Here is an 18004-nt window from a genome sequence, read left to right as displayed (position 1 = left end):
AGTTCATCCCTGGGTCTGCTGGATAGCTTCGCGAAGCACCTGGCGGTCGTCGAAGGGACGGACCACGCCGGCGATGTCCTGGCCCTGCTCGTGGCCCTTGCCCGCGACGAGCACGGTGTCGCCCGGCTGCGCGCGCGCCACCGCCGCGGCGATCGCGGCGGCCCGGTCCTCGAACAGGAGGACCTCGCCGCGCTCGTGCGCCGGGACGGACGCCGCCCCTTCGAGCATGGTCGCGAGGATCGCGAGAGGGTCCTCGGAGCGGGGGTTGTCGGAGGTCAGTACGGCCGTGTCGGAGAGCCGGGCCATGGCGGCGCCCATCGGCGCGCGCTTGGTCGTGTCCCGGTCGCCGCCGCAGCCGAGCACGATGTGCAGGCGGCCGTCGGTGACCTTGCGCAGCGCCTTGAGGACCGACTCGACGGCGTCCGTCTTGTGGGCGTAGTCGACGACCGCGAGGTAGGGCTGTCCGGCGTCCACGCGCTCCAGCCGGCCCGGCACGCCGGGTACGGCGGCGACGCCGTCCGCGGCGGTCTGCGGGTCGATCCCGGCGACGGCCAGCGCGGCGACGGCCGCGAGGGTGTTGGCGACGTTGAAGGAGCCCGGCAGCGGCGACCTGGCGGAGATCCGCTCGCCCTTCGGCCCGACGACCGTGAACGTGGAGTCCAGCGGGCCGACCCGGACGTCCTCGGCGCGCCAGTCGGCGTCCGGGTGTCCCTCGGCGGAGAAGGTCACGACCGGGACGGTGGCCTCGTCCACGAGTCGGCGGCCGTAGTCGTCGTCGAGGTTGACGACGCCGAGCCTGCTGCGTCCCGGGGTGAACAGCTGAGCCTTGGCCTGGAAGTAGTCCTCCATGCCGGAGTGGAACTCCATGTGCTCCGGGCTGAGGTTGTTGAAGACCGCCACGTCGAAGACGCAGCCGTCGACCCGGCCGAGGACCAGGGCGTGGCTGGACACCTCCATGACGACCGAGTCGACACCGCGTTCGCGCATGACCGCGAACAGGGCCTGCAGGTCGGTGGCCTCGGGGGTGGTCCGCTCGGACTTGATGCGCTCGTCGCCGACGCGCATCTCCACCGTGCCGATGAGCCCCGTGGAGCGCACGGTCCGCAGGCCGCCCTCGACGAGGTAGGCGGTGGTGGTCTTGCCGGAGGTGCCGGTGATGCCGATCTGGAGCAGGTCGCGGCCCGGGCGGCCGTAGATGGTGGCCGCCAGCTCGCCCATCCGCCCGCGCGGGTCGTCCACCACGAGCGCGGGGAGTCCCGCGGCGGCGGCGCGCTCGGCGCCGCTCGGGTCGGTGAGCACGGCGACGGCGCCGAGGCCGGCCGCCTGGTCCGCGAAGTCGGCTCCGTGCAGACGGGCGCCGGGCAGGGCGGCGTACAGGTCGCCGGGGCGGACGGCGCGCGAGTCGTGGGTGATGCCCGTGACCTCCGCGGCGCTTCCCGGCTGCTCGGCGCCCAGCTGGCCGGCGAGGTCCGCGAGGGATGTGGCGGAGACCTGGAGCGGCCTGGGCGGTCCCGGGTAGGTCACGGGAACGTCCTTCTGGGTGGTTTGGGACTGATCAGCGTGTGGCACGGCGGTGAGCGTACCGGGCGCACCCCCGGAGGGGCGAAGCGAGGGTTTGTGCGAGCGGGGCCGCGGCGGGTGGTCCCCCGGGCCGGGAGTGATCATGGTCACGAGGCGGTTCCTGGCTGGTTGCGCTGATCGGCGGACGGATCGGGCGGGGGCGAGAGGCGGGTCAGGGGCGGGCCGGGCAGGTCGGGCGGGCCGGGCGGGTCGGGCGGGTCGGGCGGGTCAGGGAGTGAAGGCGACCGGCAGGTTCGCCGGCTTCGCCCCGGTGGGCGGGACCTGGAGGGTCTTCAGGGCGAACTCCATGACCTCCTTGTAGATGGGTCCGCAGATCTGGCCGCCGAAGTAGTTGCCCTTGGTGGCGTTCTGGATCGCGCAGTAGACGGTGATCCTCGGCTTGTCGGCGGGCGCGAACCCGGCGAAGGACGAGGTGTAGCCGCGGTAGCGGCCGGTGGCCGGATCCACACGGTTGGCCGTACCCGTCTTGCCCGCGACCCGGTAGCCGGGGATGCGCGCCTTGGTACCGGTGCCCTCCTCGTCGTCCACCACGGACTCCAGCATCCGGGCGAGGGTCTTCGCGGTCTTCTCGCTCACGACCCTGCTCTTGCGGGGTTCGGGGGAGGGAGTGAAGCGGCCGTCCGGCCCCTTGGTGCCCCGTACGAGGGTCGGTTCGACGCGGACGCCGCCGTTGGCGATCGTCGAGTAGACGGAGGCCGCCTGCATGGCGTTCATCGACACGCCCTGACCGAAAGGAATCGTGTACTGCTGCGAGGTCGACCAGTCGCCGGGCGCGGCCAGGATGCCCTTGGTCTCGCCGGGGAAGCCGAGGCCGGTGTAGCTGCCGAGGCCGAACTTGCGCAGGTAGGAGTAGAGGATCTTGTTGGACTCGCGCTGGTTCCTGCCGAGTTCGCCGGTGGCGAGGATGGTGCCGATGTTGCTGGACTTGGCGAGGACGCCGTTGAGGGTCAGGTACCAGGTCGGGTGGTCGATGTCGTCCTTGAACAGCCGGTCGCCGCGGTGCAGCCGGTTGGGCACGGTGACATGGGTGCCGGGGGTGGCGACGTTCTCCTCCAGCACGGCCGCCATCGACATGACCTTGGCGGTGGAGCCGGGCTCGTAGGCGTCCTGGAGGGCGGCGTTGCCGAGCGCGTCCGGGTTCGCCTTCGTGAGGTCGTTGGGATCGAAGCCGGGCGAGTTGGCCATGGCGAGGACCTCGCCGGTGCGGGTGTCCTGCACGATCACGTAGCCGCGGTCGGCCTTGGACTTCTTCACCTGCTCGCTGATGGCGTTCTGCGCGGCCCACTGGATGTCGCGGTCGATGGTCAGCTCCACGTCGGAGCCGGCCACGGCGGGGGTCTCGGTGGAGCCCGCGGTGGGCACGAGACGGCCGCCGGACTGGGCGTAGCGGATCTTGCCGTCCTTGCCCGACAGCCGGCTGTTCAGTTGCTGCTCGATGCCGCCGCCGCCCTTGCCCTCGGCGTTGACCCAGCCCAGTATCCCGGCGGCGAGCCCGCCGTTGGGGTACACGCGCTGGCTGCTGGGTTCCTGGAAGACGCCGGCCAGGACGTTGACCGTGCCCTTCTCCTCGCCGGACCGCTTGACGAGGGCGGACCGCAGGTCGCTGATCTGGTTCCAGACCTGGGGGGTCTGGCGGCGGGCGAGGACGACGTAGCGCGTGTTGCGGGTGCTCAGTTTCTCGGTGAGCGCCTCCTGGTCCGCGCCGAGGATCGGCGCGAGGAGGGCGGCCGCCTGCTCGGGCCCGTCGTCGATCTTCAGCTGTTCGCGCGTGAACATCGTCGGGTCGGCCGTGATGTCGTTGGCGTCGGTGCTGATCGCGAGGTCGACGCCGTTGCGGTCGGTGATCCCGCCCCGCTCGGCGGCCAGCACCCGGCCGACGTAGCGGTTCCGGTCGGCCTTGGAGGCGTACTCGCTCGCGTCGACGGCCTGCACCTGCAGGAGCCGTACGACGAAGGCGATCATCACCAGGGTCAGCGCGAGGCTGACCATGCGCAGCCGGGGCCGGGGGCTGCCCAGCCGGATGGTGCGCGCGGCCGGCGGCCGGGGCGGGGCCGGGCGGCGCTGCGCGGTGGGCCGCGCGCCGGGGCCCGGCCGGCGCTGCCCGCCCCCCGGACGCGCCGGCCGGGCGGGTCCGGGTACGCGGCGGCGGGGGGGCTGCCTGCCTGAATCGGCCACTTCCGTCACCTGCCGGGGGTCGTCGGGAGCTGGGGGGACTGTACGGGCGGGCTGCTGGGCGTGGGGGGCGGGGCGGGGGCGTCCCCGGCGGCCGGGGTCCGCGCGGGCGGCTGCGACGGCGCCTGCGCCGGCGTCGGGGAAACCGGGGGCGGGGGGCTCGTGCTGGGAGCCGGGCTCGGGGGCGGGCCGGGGTCCAGGATCTCGGGCGCGAGGACGAGCGGCATCCGGGCCACGGTCTGCCGGGCGGGGCTCGGTACGCCCTCGACCGTGCCGTCGGGGTTCAGGAAGGCCGGGTCCCCGCCGGGGACCATGCCCAGTTCGCGGGCGCGGCGCTGGAGGGCGTCGGGCGCGGAGTAGGCGTCCACGTCGCGCTGGAGCGCCTGTTCCTCGTCGGTGTAGCTCTTGACGTCGTCCTGGAGGTCGTCGAGCTTGAACGACCCTTCACTGAGCGCGGAGTTCAGTACGAGGAGACCGATCAGGCCGCCGCCCAGCAGCAGCACGACGAGGAGGACGAAGGGCGTGCGCGCCGCCCCTCTGGGCCGCACGGGCAGGAGCCGCGCGAGACGGGCGGCCCTGCCTCTCAGTTCGGGTTTCCTGCTCACGCGTCCTCCCAGTGAGTTCGGTACCCGGACTCACTCACCGTCCCCGCGAGTTCGCTTGTCGGACTCACTCACCGTCACCCTTCACGCACCGTGTACGGCCGCCTCGTGGGCCTCGTGCGGCTCGTTCGCCTCACGCACCTCATTCAAGGTGCTCCCGCACGCGCTCCGCACCGCGCAGACGCGCGGGGGCGGCGCGTCGGTTCTCGGCGACCTCTTCCTCGGTGGGAAGTTCGGCACCGCGGGTGAGGAGCTTGAGCCTCGGCTGGTAGCGCTCGGGGACCACGGGCAGTCCGGGGGGCGCGGTGACGGCGGCGCCGGCGGCGAACACCTGCTTGACGAGGCGGTCCTCCAGGGAGTGGTAGGACAGCACCGCGATCCGGCCGCCGACCGCGAGGGCCTTCACGGCGGCGGGGACCGCCCGCTCCAGGACGGTGAGTTCGCCGTTGACCTCGATGCGCAGCGCCTGGAAGGTGCGCTTGGCGGGGTTGCCGCCGGTGCGCTTGGCCGCCTGCGGCAGGGAGTCGCGGATCAGTTCGACGAGGCGGGCGCTGTGGGTGAAGGGCTCCTTGTCGCGCTCGCGCACGATCGCGGAGACGATCCGCTTGGCCTGCTTCTCCTCGCCGTACGCCCGCAGGATCCGGACGAGTTCGCCCGCCGGGTAGGTGTTCAGGACCTCGGCGGCGCCGATGCCGGTCGTCTGGTCCATCCGCATGTCGAGGGGGGCGTCCTGGGCGTACGCGAAGCCCCGGTCGGCCTCGTCAAGCTGCATGGAGGAGACGCCGAGGTCGAACAGGACGCCCTGGACGCGCGGGAGGCCCAGGCGGTCCAGCACCTCGGGGAGTTCGTCGTAGACGGCGTGCACGAGGGTGGCGCGTTCGCCGAAGGGGGCGAGCCGTTCGCCGGAGAGGCGCAGGGCCTCCTTGTCGCGGTCGAGGGCGACGAGCCGGGCCTCGGGGAACCGGGTGAGGAGGGCCTCGCTGTGGCCGCCGAGGCCGAGCGTGCAGTCGACCACCACCGCGCCGGGCTCCGTGAGGGCCGGGGCCAGCATGTCCAGGCAGCGCTGGAGCATGACGGGGACGTGGCGGCTGTTGCTCAAGGGGCCCTCTCAGGTCCGGCGCGAGCCGCACGTACGCGCCGCGCACGCGGGGAGACGCCGGGGTCTCGCCGGTTCTCCTGGGGATTCAAGTCCAGCAGGGGGCCTCGCCCCCGCTCCGCGTCACTCTAGTCCACGGCCTGTCGCGGTCAATCAACCGGCCTGCGCGTCGCGGCGCCTCCTGCGGGTGAACCGGGGACGCCGGAGAAATCACCTGGACGGTCGAGATTCGGCCACTCCTGTGGGTTACCTCACAACAAGCCTCGATGACGTTCTTTGTCCTCTCTCACAGAGCGCCCCCGGCGGCCGTGACCAGTACCGTCATGGTTATGACGACCTCCGCAGCAATTCCCACCGGCCCCGAAGGCGCCATATCCGACGGCACCGTCACCGACCGTCTCGTCGAGGCGAACCAGCGCTACGCGGCCGCGTTCACCGACCCCGGGATGGACGCCCGTCCCGTCCTGCGCGTCGCCGTCGTGGCCTGCATGGACGCCCGGCTCGACCTCCACGACGCGCTCGGCCTGGAGCTGGGCGACTGTCACACCATCCGCAACGCGGGCGGCGTGGTCACCGACGACGTGATCCGCTCCCTCACCATCAGCCAGCGCAAGCTCGGCACCCGCAGCATCGTCCTCATCCACCACACCGGCTGCGGCCTGGAGGCCCTCACCGAGGACTTCCGCACCGAACTGGAGACGGAGGTCGGGCAGCGTCCGGCCTGGGCGGTGGAGTCCTTCCGGGACGTGGACCAGGACGTCCGGCAGTCCATGCAGCGGGTGCGCACCAACCCGTTCCTGCTGCACTCCGACGACGTGCGCGGCTTCGTCTTCGATGTGAAGACGGGTCTGCTGCGGGAGGTCGACCCGGCCTGAGCGCCGTCGAACCGGGCCGTGCGGGGCTCTTCTCCTACCGCCGGAGAGCGGTCCCGCGCAGCCCCGGCTTCCTGTCAATCTGCTGGCATCTCGACCGACAAAAGCCCACAGATCCGACATATCGCGGACCGTTGTCCACAGGCGAGTGACACGGATTGGTAACGGCAGCAAGAATGCGGATGTGACGTCACGCTGAGCAGTTCTCGCGTGGTGTCCGTGTTTCGGGGTGGGCCGGTCCGCATCGCAGAGCGACGGCCCGGAGAAAGAACGGGCCGAGGAGGGCCGGGTGACGACCTATGACGATCGAGCGAGCCTCACTGATCTGACCAGCACTGTGGAGCGAGTCCGCAGTTCGGTCGAACAAGTGATCGAGGGCAAGCCTGAGGTCGTACGGCTTTCGCTGACAGTGCTGCTCGCCGAGGGACATCTTCTGATCGAGGATGTGCCCGGCGTCGGCAAGACCATGCTGGCCAAGGCACTGGCGCGGTCCATCGACTGCTCGGTGCGGCGTATCCAGTTCACGCCGGACCTGCTGCCGTCGGACATCACGGGCGTGTCCATCTGGGATCAGCAGCGCAAGGAGTTCGAGTTCAAGCCCGGCGCGATCTTCTCTCAGATCGTGATCGGCGACGAGATCAACCGTGCCTCGCCGAAGACGCAGTCCGCGCTGCTGGAGTCCCTGGAGGAGCGCCAGGTCACCATCGACGGGACGACCTACGAGCTGCCCCACCCCTTCATGGTGGTGGCCACGCAGAACCCCGTGGAGATGGAGGGCACCTACCCGCTGCCGGAGGCCCAGCGCGACCGCTTCATGGCCCGCGTCTCGGTCGGCTACCCGAGCCCGGAGGCCGAGCTGCAGATGCTCGACGTCCACGGCGGCCTCTCGCCGCTGGAGGACATGCAGCCGGTGGCGCACGCGCACGAGATCGTGAAGCTGATCGAGGCCGTCCGGGGCGTGCACGTCGCCGAGACGGTCCGGCGGTACGCGGTGGACCTGGTCGGCGCCACCCGCAGCCACCCGGACCTCAGACTCGGCGCCTCGCCGCGCGCCACGCTGCACCTGCTGCGCGCTGCGCGGGCGACCGCCGCCCTGAGCGGCCGGGACTACGCCCTGCCGGACGACATCCAGTCGCTGGCCGTGGCCATCCTCGCCCACCGGCTGCTGCCCACCGCCCAGGCCCAGCTCAACCGCCGCACACCGGAGCAGGTCGTGCAGGAGATCCTGCAGCGCACGCCCGTACCCCAGGCACCCCAGGCGCAGAGCGGCTTCGGCTCGGTCCGCTCCACGCCCGCGTATCCGCAGCAGCCGCCGCGGAGGCTTGGATGACCACCCCCGGGCCGGCGCCCACCCCGGAGCAGGACAAGGGCGGGCTGCGGACGGCCCTCGCCGGCCTCACCACCCGCGGGCGCTCGTTCCTGGCCGCCGGCGTGGCGGCCGCCGTCTGCGCGTACGTCCTCGGGCAGAGCGATCTGCTGCGGGTGGGCCTGCTGCTGGCCGTGCTGCCGCTGGTCTGCACGACCGTGCTGTACCGCACCCGCTACCGGGTCGCGGGCAGCCGCCGGCTGTCGCCCGCGCGGGTGCCGGCGGGCGGCGAGGCGCGGGTGCACCTGCGGATGGACAACGTCTCCCGGCTGCCCACCGGGCTGCTGATGCTCCAGGACCGGGTGCCCTACGTACTCGGTCCGCGCCCGAGGTTCGTGCTGGACCGGGTGGAGGCGGGCGGCCGCCGCGAGGTGTCGTACCGCGTCCGTTCCGATCTGCGCGGCCGGTATCCGCTCGGCCCGCTCCAGCTGCGTCTGACCGACCCGTTCGGCATGTGCGAGCTGACCCGCTCCTTCTCCACCTTCGACACCCTGACCGTCGTCCCGCGCGTGGAGGCGCTGCCGCCGGTCCGCCTCGGCGGGGAGGCGAAGGGGTACGGCGACGGCCGGCAGCGCTCCCTGGCGCTGGCCGGCGAGGACGACGTGCTCCCGCGCGGCTACCGGCACGGCGACGACCTGCGCCGGGTGCACTGGCGCTCGACCGCGCGCTACGGCGAGCTGATGGTGCGCCGCGAGGAGCAGCCGCAGCGGGCCCGCTGCACGGTGCTGCTGGACACCCGGGCCGAGGCGTTCCTCGGCGCGGGCCCGGACTCGGCCTTCGAGTGGGCCGTCTCCGGCGCCGCCTCCGCGCTGGTCCACATGCTCGAACGGGGCTTCTCCGTACGGCTGCTGACGGACACCGGCAGCTCGGTGCCCGGCGAGGGGGCGGACGGGTTCGCGGGGGCCGGCCAGGGGTCCGCCGACGCGGCCGGGCTGATGATGGACACCCTCGCGGTGATCGACCACTCCGAGGGCTCGGGCCTCTCCCCCGCCTACGACGCGCTGCGCGGCGGCAACGAGGGGCTGCTGATCGCCTTCCTCGGCGATCTCGACGAGGAGCAGGCGACGGTGATCGGCAAGATGCGCCGGCGCGGCGGCGGCGCGGTCGCCTTCCTGCTGGACAGCGAGACGTGGACGACCGAGACGGGCGAGGTGCCCGGTGCCGGGAGTGCGAGCGAGGAGTCGCTGCGGCTGCTGCACGAGGCGGGCTGGACGGCACTGACCGTCCCGCGCGGCGCCTCGCTGGCGGAGTTGTGGCGGCAGGCGGACCGACAGCGTCTCGGTGTGCTGTCCACGAGCGGCCAGGAGGGACGGTCATGAGCGGGCGGGCGAAGCTGGCGCTGTGTGCCTGGGCGGCGACGATCATGGCGGCGTGCGCGCTGCTGCCGCTGGTCGACCCGGCGACGTGGATCTTCCAGGCGGCCCTGATGCTGGGTGTGCTGACCGCCGTGGGAGCGCTCACCCGCCGGGTCCCGCTGGCCCGGCCGCTGACCGTGGCCGCGCAGGCGCTGGCCGCGCTGATGATGCTGACGCTGGTCTTCGCCCGGGAGCAGGCGGTGGCCGGCATCGTGCCCGGCCCGGAGGCGTTCCAGCACTTCGCGGAGCTGCTGCGCTCGGGCGCCGACGACGTCGGGCGGTACGCCATCCCGGCGCCGCTGAGCGACGGCATCCAGCTGATGGTCCTCGGCGGTGTGCTGCTGATCGGTCTCATGGTCGACGCGCTCGCGGTGACGTTCCGCAGCGCGGCCCCGGCCGGCCTGCCGCTGCTCGCGCTGTACTCGGTCGCGGCGGGTCTGTCCGACGGCGCCGCGTGGCTGTGGTTCCTGATGGCCTCCGCCGGCTATCTGCTGCTGCTCCTGACCGAGAGCCGCGACCGGCTCTCGCAGTGGGGCCGGGTCTTCGGCGGCGCGCCGCACGGCCCGCGCGCGGAGTCCGCGGGCGGCGCGGTGGCCCCGGTCCGCACGGGGCGGCGCATCGGCGCGGTCGCGCTGGGCATCGCCCTGGTGGCGCCGCTCGGACTGCCCTCCCTCGACGGGGGGCTGCTGAGCGGCACGGGCGCCGGCATCGGCGGGGGCTCCGGCGGCGGCACGATCTCCGCGGTGAACCCCGTGGTGGCGCTGAGCGGCAGCCTGAACGTGGACGAGGACCGCCAGGTGCTCTCCTACCGCACCAACACGGACGACACGCAGGAGATGTATCTGCGGATCGTGTCCCTGGACAGGTTCGACGGCACGTCCTGGACGCCGACCGAGCGCTCCATCACCGAAGTGCCGGACGAGTTCGGCGCGCCCATCGGACTCGCCGCGGACGTGAAGCGGACCTCCATCGAGACCCGGATCGTCGCGGCGGGGGACTACGAGCAGAACTGGCTGCCGATGCCGTACCCGGTCTCCGGCATCGACATCGACGGCGACTGGCGGTACGAGCCGGTCGGGCGCACCCTGGTCGGTGACCACGGCCAGGACACCAAGGGCGCCCGGTACACGGTCGAGAGCCTGATCGTGCAGCCCACGGCGGAGCAGCTGGCCTCGGCGCCGGAGCCGCCGCCTTCCCTGCGGCGGGAGTTCACCAAGGTGCCGGCCTCGCTGCCGCCGGTGGTGGCGCAGACCGCGCTGAAGGTGACCGAGGGCGCGACGAACGACTACGAGCGCGCGGTGAAGCTGCAGGACTGGTTCGCGTTCAGCGGCGAGTTCACGTACGACACCGAGGTGCGTTCCGGGACGGGCGCGCGGGCGATAGCCCGGTTCCTCCAGGACAAGGAGGGCTTCTGCGTCCACTTCTCGTTCGCGATGGCGTCGATGGCCCGCACCCTGGGCATACCGGCCCGGGTGGCCGTGGGCTTCACACCCGGCACCCCGCAGGCGAACGGCACGATGTCGGTGGGTCTGCGGGACGCGCACGCCTGGCCCGAGCTGTACTTCGAGGGGGTGGGCTGGACCCGCTTCGAGCCGACCCCCAACCGGGGCTCGACTCCCCCGTACACGGTGGCGGAGGACACCGGCCCGGGTGGCGTGCCCGACGTGCCCCGGCCCTCGCAGTCGGCATCCACGGCGCCGTCGGCCGCGCCGTCCCAGAGCGAGAGCTGCACCCCGCAGGAGGTGAAGCTGGAGGCCTGCGCGAGCGAGTCCGCGGCGGCCGTCGCGGGTCCCGGCGACGAGGAGCGTTCGTTCTGGGGGCTGCTGTTCTTCTCCCCCTGGACCCTGTTGATCCTGCCGGGGGCGCTCCTGCTGCTCGCGATCCCGCTGCTGCCCATGCTGTGGCGGATGCGGGTCCGTGCCGTGCGGCTGGGCGCGCATGACGGCGCGCTCCCGAAGGGGGCCCGCGCGCCCGTCGGCACGCGGGAGGTGACCGAGGAGGCGGACGGGCCACGGGGCTCGCCCGCGCATCCGGGCGGAGCCGGTCACGGCCGTACGGAGGCCGCGGCGGCGCACGCGCTGGCCGCCTGGCAGGAGGTGACGGACACGGCCTGGGACTTCGGGATCACGCCGGACGAGTCGCAGACGCCTCGCAAGGCCGCCGCGCGGATCGTGCGGCTCGGGGAACTCGAACCGGCGGCCGCGGACGCGGTGCACCGGGTGGCGGCGGCGGTGGAGCAGGTCCTCTTCGCTCCGCGTCCGCAGGTGCCGGCCGGTCTGGCCCGGGACGCGCACCAGGTCGGGGTGGGCCTGCGGGCACACGCCGACCGGCGGACGAAGCTGCGGGCGCTGCTGCTGCCGCGTTCGACCGTTCGGGTGATCTGGGCCCTCACCGCACGCTGGGGCCGGGCCCTGGACGAGCTGCTGGCCCGCGTCCAGACGCTGCGGCTGCCCCGGCGACGCCCCTCGCCGGGCCGGCCCGGCTAGCCGCGGCCGGCCGACGCTCCGCACGTGTCTGCCCCCGCCGGGTTCGCCCGGCGGGGGCAGACGTGCGTCAAGGGCGGACGAGCGTCAGGGGTTGCGGGCCTCACGGACAGAGGGGCCTCACGGGCAGAGGGGCGCGGGGGCAGAGGGGCGTCACGGGCGGAGGGGCGCGGGGGCAGGGGCGGGCCGGGTGAAGGGGCCGCCGTACGAGGCTGGGCTCGGCCGCCCGGAAGCGGCCGAGCTGTTCGAATTTCGGGCATGCGCGAAGGGTGACCGCCCCTGGGGTGGTCACCCTTCGTCCGTGTTCAGTTCAGCCGAGGCTGTCGGATCGGCGATCCGGCGGGCTCAGTGGCCGCCCTGCTCGTCACGACGACGCTGCCAGCGCTGTTCGATTCGGTCCATCATGGAGCGGCGCTGTCGGGCCTGACGACGCCCACCGGCGGAGCCTGCGGCACCCGCGGGCTGCTCACCCGGCTTGGGGGCCTTGCGCCAACCGGTGACGGCGAGCACGGCGCAGCCCAGCATGACGAGGAAACCCACCACGCTGACCCAGATCTGCTGTGCGACCATTCCGGCCATGAGGAGCGCGATACCCACCAGAAAGCCCGCGACCGCCTGGTAGACCCGCCGCCGGGTGTACGTACGCAGCCCGCTTCCCTCGAGCGCTGACGCGAACTTGGGATCTTCGGCGTACAGCGCTCGCTCCATCTGCTCGAGCATGCGCTGCTCGTGCTCTGAGAGCGGCACGGAGTCCTCCTCATCGTGCGGTCGCCGGGGCGACCCGGGGGGTCCTCTTCAGGATAGGCAGGGAATCGCCCCCTTGAAACCCGCCCCTCTACGCCAATTCGCCAACCGGGACCCGCCATGGCACCCCGACTCGCTGAGGTGTGAATTCCCCAGCGGACGGCCCGTCATGCCGGAACGGTCTCCCTCGATCATACGGCTCCCGGCGCCCGATCGGGGGGCCTGTGGCGTACTCCATCCGCCGTCGAGCCGCTGATCAGGGGGTCACCCCATTCGTCCCGGGGGCCGATCAGGACCCGGCGGCCCCTCGCGTCTCGCCCAGCACATGCAGTTGGGTGGCCACGGAGTGGAAGGCGGGCAGTTCGGCGACCGCGGCCTCCAGCTTGAGCAGGGCGTCCATGGCACCGGGCTCGGTGTCCACGAGGACGCCGGGGACCAGGTCGGCGAAGACCCGCACGCCGTGCACGGCGGCGACCTCCAGGCCCGCGCCCTCGACGAGCGCGGTGAGCTGCTCGGCGGTGAACCGGTGGGGAACCGGATCACCCTCGCCCCAGCGTCCGTTCGGGTCGTCCAGCGCCTGCCGGGCCTCCTTGAAGTGTCCGGCGAGGGCGCGCGCGAGGACCGCGCCGCCCAGGCCGGCGGCGAGCAGGCTGAGCACACCCTCGGGCCGCAGCGCGGCGACCGCGTTGCCGATGCCCTCGGCGGGGTCGTCCACGTACTCCAGGACGCCGTGACAGAGCACGGCGTCGTACCCGCCGCGCTCGGCGACGTCGAAGAGGCCGTGCGCGTCGCCCTGGACGCCGCGCACCCGGTCGGCGACGCCGGCCTCGGCGGCCCGGCGCTCCAGCGCGAACAGCGCGTTCGGACTGGGGTCGACGACGGTCACGCGATGGCCGAGACGGGCCACGGGCACGGCGAAGTTGCCGCTGCCGCCCCCGGTGTCCAGGACGTCGAGCGACTCGCGGGCCGTGGCCTTCACCCGGCGGTCGAGGGCGTCTCGCAGGACCTCCCAGACCACGGCGGTACGGAGGGAGGCGCGGGGGCGCATCGGGTCCGACACGGCAGTTGACTCCTCGGCGCGGCTCCGCCTGGTGTCCGGCGGAGCGATGGGCTTGCGCTCCGCCGGGCCGGGGCCGCGGCGGAGGTGCGACTGCCCCAACCCTAATGGGCGGCGCCGGGGCGGTCGGTCAGCCCGCGTCCGGGACCCCCGGACCGCCGTCCCGCCGGGGCTGGGGCAGCACCGGCTGGAGGACCAGCATCCGTTCGACCAGGCGCAGGAACATCGCGACGTCGCGTATGAGGTCGTCGGCGTCCCGGGCGCTCGCCGCGCCCCGGATACCCGCCTCGGCCCGCGCCCTGCGGGCCGCGCCGGAGGCGAACAGCGCGCTCCACTCGGCGAGTTCCGGTGCTATCTCGGGGAGCACCTCCCAGGCGCTGCGGATCTTCGCGCGGCGCTTCGGGGTGGGTTCCGGGCGGCCGCGGGCGGCGAGCACCGCGGCGGCGGTGCGCAGGGCGGCGAGGTGCGCGGTGGCGTACCGCTCGTTGGGCGCCTGGTGGGCGTACGCCTCGTCGAGTCCGGAGCGGGCCTGGGCGAGCAGGTCGAGGGCGGCGGGTGGGGCCGTCGCCCGGCGCAGCACGGGGTGCACGTCGCTCGCCGGGCCGGTCAGTGAGGGGGCAGGGCCGGTGGCGCGGCGCCGGTTGGCGGCTGCCGCGTGGTGGCTGGCCATGACGAACCTCCTGTCGTCTTCGGACGGCACGCTCTGATACGAGGTGCCGTATGTGCTCATCGTGCGGTATGCCACTGACAATCCGTTCTGACCTGCCCTTTTGCTTCGAGCAGAAGTTCGGAGTAGTTTTTGCACTGACCAGTCAGTTCAAAGAAACGCAGAGGGGCTTGAGGGCATGGGAGAGCCGGAGGGCATGGGAGAGCCGCGGGAGGCGGACGCCCGGCAGGGGACGGCCGAGGGCGTCGCCGTCGGTGCCGAGGGGTTCGGGCTGAAGGGGCCGCGCGGGTGGGCGTTCCGGGGTGTCGGGTTCGACGCCGCGGCCGGTTCGCTGATCGCGGTCGAAGGGCCGTCCGGGTCGGGCCGCACCTGTCTGCTGCTCGCGCTCACCGGCCGGATGAAGCCGAGCGAGGGCCACGCCACGGTCGGCTCCCTGCGGCTGCCGAAGCGGATGGCGGCCGTACGCCGGGTCAGCGCCCTCGCCCACGTCCCCGGCGTGACCGACCTGGACCCGGCCCTGACCGTCGGCGAGCACCTGCGCGAACGGGCGCTGCTGCAGCGGCGGTTCGACGGCTCCCTGCGCGGGCTGCTGCGGCCCCCCGCCGAGCGCGCCGCCGAGGCCGAGGGCCGGATCGAGGCCGCCCTGACCGCGGCCGGGCTCGACCGCGCGACCCTGCCCAAGGGCTCCCGGACCGCGGTGCGCGACCTGGACCGGACGGAGGCCCTGCGGCTGTCCGTCGCCCTCGCCCTCGTCGGCCGGCCCCGGCTGCTCGGGGTCGACGACACCGACCTCAAGCTCTCCGACGCCGAACGGGACGGGATCTGGGCCCTGTTGCGGTCCCTCACCGAGTCGGGCATCACGGTGGTCGCGGTCTGCAGCGAAGCGCCCGCGGGAGCGGTCGTGGTGTCCACGGCGCCGGAGAAGCGGGCACGCACGCGTACGGACGCGGATGCAGACGCACCCACGGAGGCGGAGGCGGACGCGGAGGACGGCGGCGACCGCACCGGCCACAGCGTCACCACCGACGACACCGAGACCGAGACCGCCGCCGACACCCACACCCACCCCCACGCCAACACCGACACCGACACCGACACCGACACCGACACCGACAAGGAGACGGCCGATGCGCTCGCCGAAACTCGCCGCGCTTGAGCTGAGGCGCTTCGGCCGCGGAAAACTGCCGCGCGCCGCGCTGGTCTCGCTCCTGCTGCTGCCGCTGCTGTACGGCGCCCTGTACCTGTGGTCCTTCTGGGATCCCTACGGGCGGCTCGACCGCATCCCCGTGGCCCTGGTGAACGACGACAAGGGGGCGTCGGTCGGCAAGGAGAGGCTGACGGCGGGCGACGACATCGCCGAGGGGCTGCGCGAGAGTGACACCTTCGCGTGGCACCGGGTGAGCGCCGCCGAGGCCCGCGCCGGGGTCGAGGACGGCACGTACTACCTGTCGCTGACCATGCCGAAGGACTTCAGCGAGCGGATCGCGTCGAGTTCCGGGGACGTTCCGGAGACGGGCGCCCTGCAGGTGCGGACGAACGACGCGAACAACTACATCGTCGGGCAGATCTCGCGGACCGTGTTCTCTGAGGTACGGACGGCGGCGTCGACGAAGGCGTCGCGGTCGTTCCTGGACCGGATCTTCATCTCGTTCTCCGACCTGCACGGGAAGACCGAGGAGGCGGCCGACGGCGCCGACGACCTCAAGGGCGGCATCGACAAGGCCGAGAAGGGGTCCAAGGACCTCGCGGACGGTCTGCGGACGGCCAAGGAGGGCAGCGGAAAGCTGTCCGGCGGCCTCAGCGACCTGGACAAGGGCGCCGGGGACCTGGAGGACGGCGCCCAGCAGGTCGCGGACGGCACCGGGAAGCTCGCCGACAAGGTGGGCGCTGCGGCGGACCAGGTGCGGCCCTTCCTCGCGAAGAACGGCGACACGATCGCCCACACCGCCACCCTGGTCGCCGACTCGGCGGCCACGATCCGCGAGCACCTCGACGCGTTCGTGACGACGGCCCCGGCCGCCGCGACCGGCACCCGGGCCGCCTCCGACACCCTCGACGACGTCTATCAGCGCAGGTGCGAGGAGGCGGCCCTGCCCGACCCCGCCTGCGCTGACCTGAAGAAGGCCAAGGACGCGGCGGCGAAGGCGGCCACGCTCGCCGAGGACGTCAACACCGTGGTGAAGAACTACGGCGGTGACATGAAGACCTTCGACAAGGACCTGCGGACCCTGGAGAAGCAGGCCCGCGCCCTCGCGAAGGCCGCCCCCACCCTGTCCACCGACCTCGACAACGCCGTCGCCAAGGTGAACGCGCTCGACACGGGTGCCACGAAGGTCGCCAAGGGGGCCAAGACCCTGCACACCGGCCTCGGCACCGCCAAGACCGGCGCGGCGGACCTGGACACGGGGGTGGGCGCGCTGAAGACGGGCGCGGCCGACCTCAAGGGCGGCATGTACAAGCTGGCCGACGGCTCGGGGAAGCTGGCGGGCGGTCTGCACGACGGGGCCGCGAAGATCCCCGACTACGACGAGCAGGACCGCGACAAGCGCACCGAAGTGATGGCCGATCCCGTGCAGTTGGCCACCAAGGACCTGCACAAGGCGCCCAACTACGGCACCGGGTTCGCCCCGTACTTCATCCCGCTGTCCCTGTGGGTGGGCGCCATGGTGGCCTACATGCTGATCCAGCCGCTCAACCGGCGGGCCCTCGCGGCGGGCGCCTCGGCCTGGCGGATCGCGCTGGCGGGCTGGCTGCCGGTGGCCGCGCTGGGTGTGCTGCAGACGGTCGCGCTGATGGCGGTGCTGCACTGGGCGGTCGGCCTGCAGATGGCGCGGGCGGCCGGGACGGTGGGTTTCCTGTTCCTGGTGACGGCGTGCTTCGCGGCGATCGTGCAGTGGCTCAACGCCCGGTTCGGGGCGGCGGGCCGGATCCTCGTCCTCGCCTTCCTGATGCTGCAGTTGACGTCCGCGGGCGGTACGTACCCCGTGCAGACCAGCCCCGGATTCTTCAACGCGGTCCATCCGTTCCTGCCGATGAGCCATGTCGTCGACGCGCTCAGGAGGCTCATCACCGGCGGCGGCCTCGGCCCGGTCTGGCAGGCGTGCGCGGTGCTGGTGGCCTTCACCGTCGGCTCCCTCGCGCTGACCGCCGTGTCCGCCCGCCGCAAGCAGGTGTGGACCCTGGACCGGCTGCACCCGGAGCTGAGCCTGTGACCGCGCACGGCACGGTTCCTGTGACAATCAGGGCCATGGAAAGCAGCAACTCCCCCGGCGGCGCGGGCGGGGGCCGTCGCGAGGCGACCCGGCAGAAACTCTACGAAGCGGCCGTCACCCTCATCGCGGAGCAGGGGTTCTCCGCGACCACGGTCGACGAGATCGCCGAACGCGCCGGTGTCGCCAAGGGCACGGTCTACTACAACTTCGCCAGCAAGTCGGTCCTCTTCGAGGAGCTGCTGCGGCACGGCGTGGGACTCCTCACCGCCTCCCTCCGCGAGGCCGCCGAGCGGACCGCGCAGGCGGGCGGCAGCAGGGTCGACTCGCTGGACGCGATGATCAGGGCCGGGCTCCTCTTCATCGACCGCTACCCCTCCTTCACCCAGCTCTACGTGGCGGAGCTGTGGCGGACCAACCGTGCCTGGCAGTCCACGCTGATGGTGGTCCGGCAGGAGGCCGTCGCGGTCGTCGAGGGGGTGCTGCGCGAGGGCGTCGAGGGGGGCGAGCTGAGCGACGAGATCGACATCGGCCTGACGGCGTCGGCCCTGGTCGGGATGGTCCTGGTGGCCGCGCTGGACTGGAAGGCGTTCCAGCCGGACCGTTCCCTGGACGACGTGCACGCGGCGCTGTCCCGGCTGCTCCAGGGCCGGGTGGCCGGAACCCGCTGACCGGCATGGGACGAGCGGACGGGAGCGCCAGGCCGGACGAGCGGGCGGGAGCGCCGGGCGGGACGGGCGGACGGGAACGCCGGGCGGGACGGGCGGACGGGAGCGCCGGGCGGGCGAACGAAAGCGCCG

At 73.0% G+C, this 18004-nt stretch carries 14 protein-coding genes; 7 read left to right on the top strand and 7 right to left on the bottom strand.

Annotation, left to right across the window (positions count from 1 at the left end; all coding sequences use genetic code 11):
- Window positions 1-3: 3 nt before the first annotated feature.
- From PYR72_RS35620 to rsmH, 4 genes are all read right to left on the bottom strand, one after another.
- Window positions 4-1665: a UDP-N-acetylmuramoyl-L-alanyl-D-glutamate--2,6-diaminopimelate ligase gene (locus PYR72_RS35620; protein ID WP_275460612.1), complete on the bottom strand. Its 1662-nt coding sequence runs from the start codon at window positions 1663-1665 to the stop codon at window positions 4-6.
- A 123-nt stretch (window positions 1666-1788) separates the two neighbouring features.
- Entirely contained in the window at window positions 1789-3570 is a 1782-nt protein-coding gene (locus tag PYR72_RS35615; protein WP_275460611.1) for a penicillin-binding protein 2, read from the bottom strand.
- 191 nt (window positions 3571-3761) lie between these two features.
- Window positions 3762-4358 carry a hypothetical protein gene (locus PYR72_RS35610; protein WP_275459112.1) on the bottom strand — a complete coding sequence of 199 codons (597 nt, stop codon included), beginning with the start codon at window positions 4356-4358 and terminating at the stop codon, window positions 3762-3764.
- A 139-nt stretch (window positions 4359-4497) separates the two neighbouring features.
- Window positions 4498-5454, bottom strand: a complete 957-nt coding sequence (rsmH, locus tag PYR72_RS35605) for a 16S rRNA (cytosine(1402)-N(4))-methyltransferase RsmH (protein WP_275459111.1) — start codon at window positions 5452-5454, stop codon at window positions 4498-4500.
- 326 nt (window positions 5455-5780) lie between these two features.
- Here rsmH and PYR72_RS35600 point away from each other — a divergent pair, with 326 nt between their 5' ends.
- From PYR72_RS35600 to PYR72_RS35585, 4 genes are all read left to right on the top strand, one after another.
- Complete coding sequence (locus tag PYR72_RS35600) at window positions 5781-6326, top strand: carbonic anhydrase (RefSeq protein WP_275459110.1); 546 nt, start codon at window positions 5781-5783, stop codon at window positions 6324-6326.
- A gap of 286 nt (window positions 6327-6612) precedes the next feature.
- On the top strand, window positions 6613-7653 hold the full coding sequence (locus PYR72_RS35595) for a MoxR family ATPase (protein ID WP_275459109.1): 1041 nt from the start codon (window positions 6613-6615) through the stop codon (window positions 7651-7653).
- The gene (locus PYR72_RS35590; protein ID WP_275459108.1) at window positions 7650-9008 is read left to right on the top strand and encodes a DUF58 domain-containing protein; all 1359 of its coding nucleotides are present in this window, start codon (window positions 7650-7652) and stop codon (window positions 9006-9008) included. Before PYR72_RS35595 ends, PYR72_RS35590 begins: the two co-directional genes overlap by 4 nt.
- Window positions 9005-11530 (top strand): DUF3488 and transglutaminase-like domain-containing protein, encoded by a 2526-nt coding sequence (locus PYR72_RS35585; protein WP_275459107.1) that lies wholly within the window; start codon window positions 9005-9007, stop codon window positions 11528-11530. Before PYR72_RS35590 ends, PYR72_RS35585 begins: the two co-directional genes overlap by 4 nt.
- Window positions 11531-11872: 342 nt before the next feature.
- Here the strand turns inward: PYR72_RS35585 and PYR72_RS35580 are convergent, their stop codons facing one another.
- The 3 genes from PYR72_RS35580 to PYR72_RS35570 all read right to left on the bottom strand — a co-directional run bounded on the left by PYR72_RS35580 (window position 11873) and on the right by PYR72_RS35570 (window position 13998).
- Window positions 11873-12274 (bottom strand): DUF3040 domain-containing protein, encoded by a 402-nt coding sequence (locus PYR72_RS35580; RefSeq protein ID WP_059080691.1) that lies wholly within the window; start codon window positions 12272-12274, stop codon window positions 11873-11875.
- Between the two features lie 286 nt (window positions 12275-12560).
- On the bottom strand, window positions 12561-13331 hold the full coding sequence (locus PYR72_RS35575; protein WP_275459106.1) for a methyltransferase: 771 nt from the start codon (window positions 13329-13331) through the stop codon (window positions 12561-12563).
- A gap of 127 nt (window positions 13332-13458) precedes the next feature.
- Complete coding sequence (locus tag PYR72_RS35570) at window positions 13459-13998, bottom strand: SAV_6107 family HEPN domain-containing protein (RefSeq protein ID WP_059080693.1); 540 nt, start codon at window positions 13996-13998, stop codon at window positions 13459-13461.
- Window positions 13999-14191: 193 nt separating this feature from the next.
- Here PYR72_RS35570 and PYR72_RS35565 point away from each other — a divergent pair, with 193 nt between their 5' ends.
- From PYR72_RS35565 to PYR72_RS35555, 3 genes are read left to right on the top strand one after another with little or no spacing between them, the layout of a single operon-like run.
- Window positions 14192-15151: an ATP-binding cassette domain-containing protein gene (locus PYR72_RS35565; RefSeq protein WP_275460610.1), complete on the top strand. Its 960-nt coding sequence runs from the start codon at window positions 14192-14194 to the stop codon at window positions 15149-15151.
- The gene (locus PYR72_RS35560; RefSeq protein ID WP_275459105.1) at window positions 15123-17207 is read left to right on the top strand and encodes a YhgE/Pip domain-containing protein; all 2085 of its coding nucleotides are present in this window, start codon (window positions 15123-15125) and stop codon (window positions 17205-17207) included. Before PYR72_RS35565 ends, PYR72_RS35560 begins: the two co-directional genes overlap by 29 nt.
- 35 nt (window positions 17208-17242) lie before the next feature.
- Window positions 17243-17875, top strand: coding sequence for a TetR/AcrR family transcriptional regulator (locus PYR72_RS35555; protein WP_275459104.1), 633 nt, complete (start codon window positions 17243-17245; stop codon window positions 17873-17875).
- Window positions 17876-18004: the final 129 nt, after the last annotated feature.

The sequence above is a fragment of the Streptomyces sp. VNUA24 genome, assembly GCF_029167005.1.
Taxonomy (GTDB): domain Bacteria; phylum Actinomycetota; class Actinomycetes; order Streptomycetales; family Streptomycetaceae; genus Streptomyces; species Streptomyces scabiei.
The sequence above is the reverse complement of the archived record's forward strand: the minus strand, read 5'-3'. Positions and strand labels throughout refer to the sequence as shown.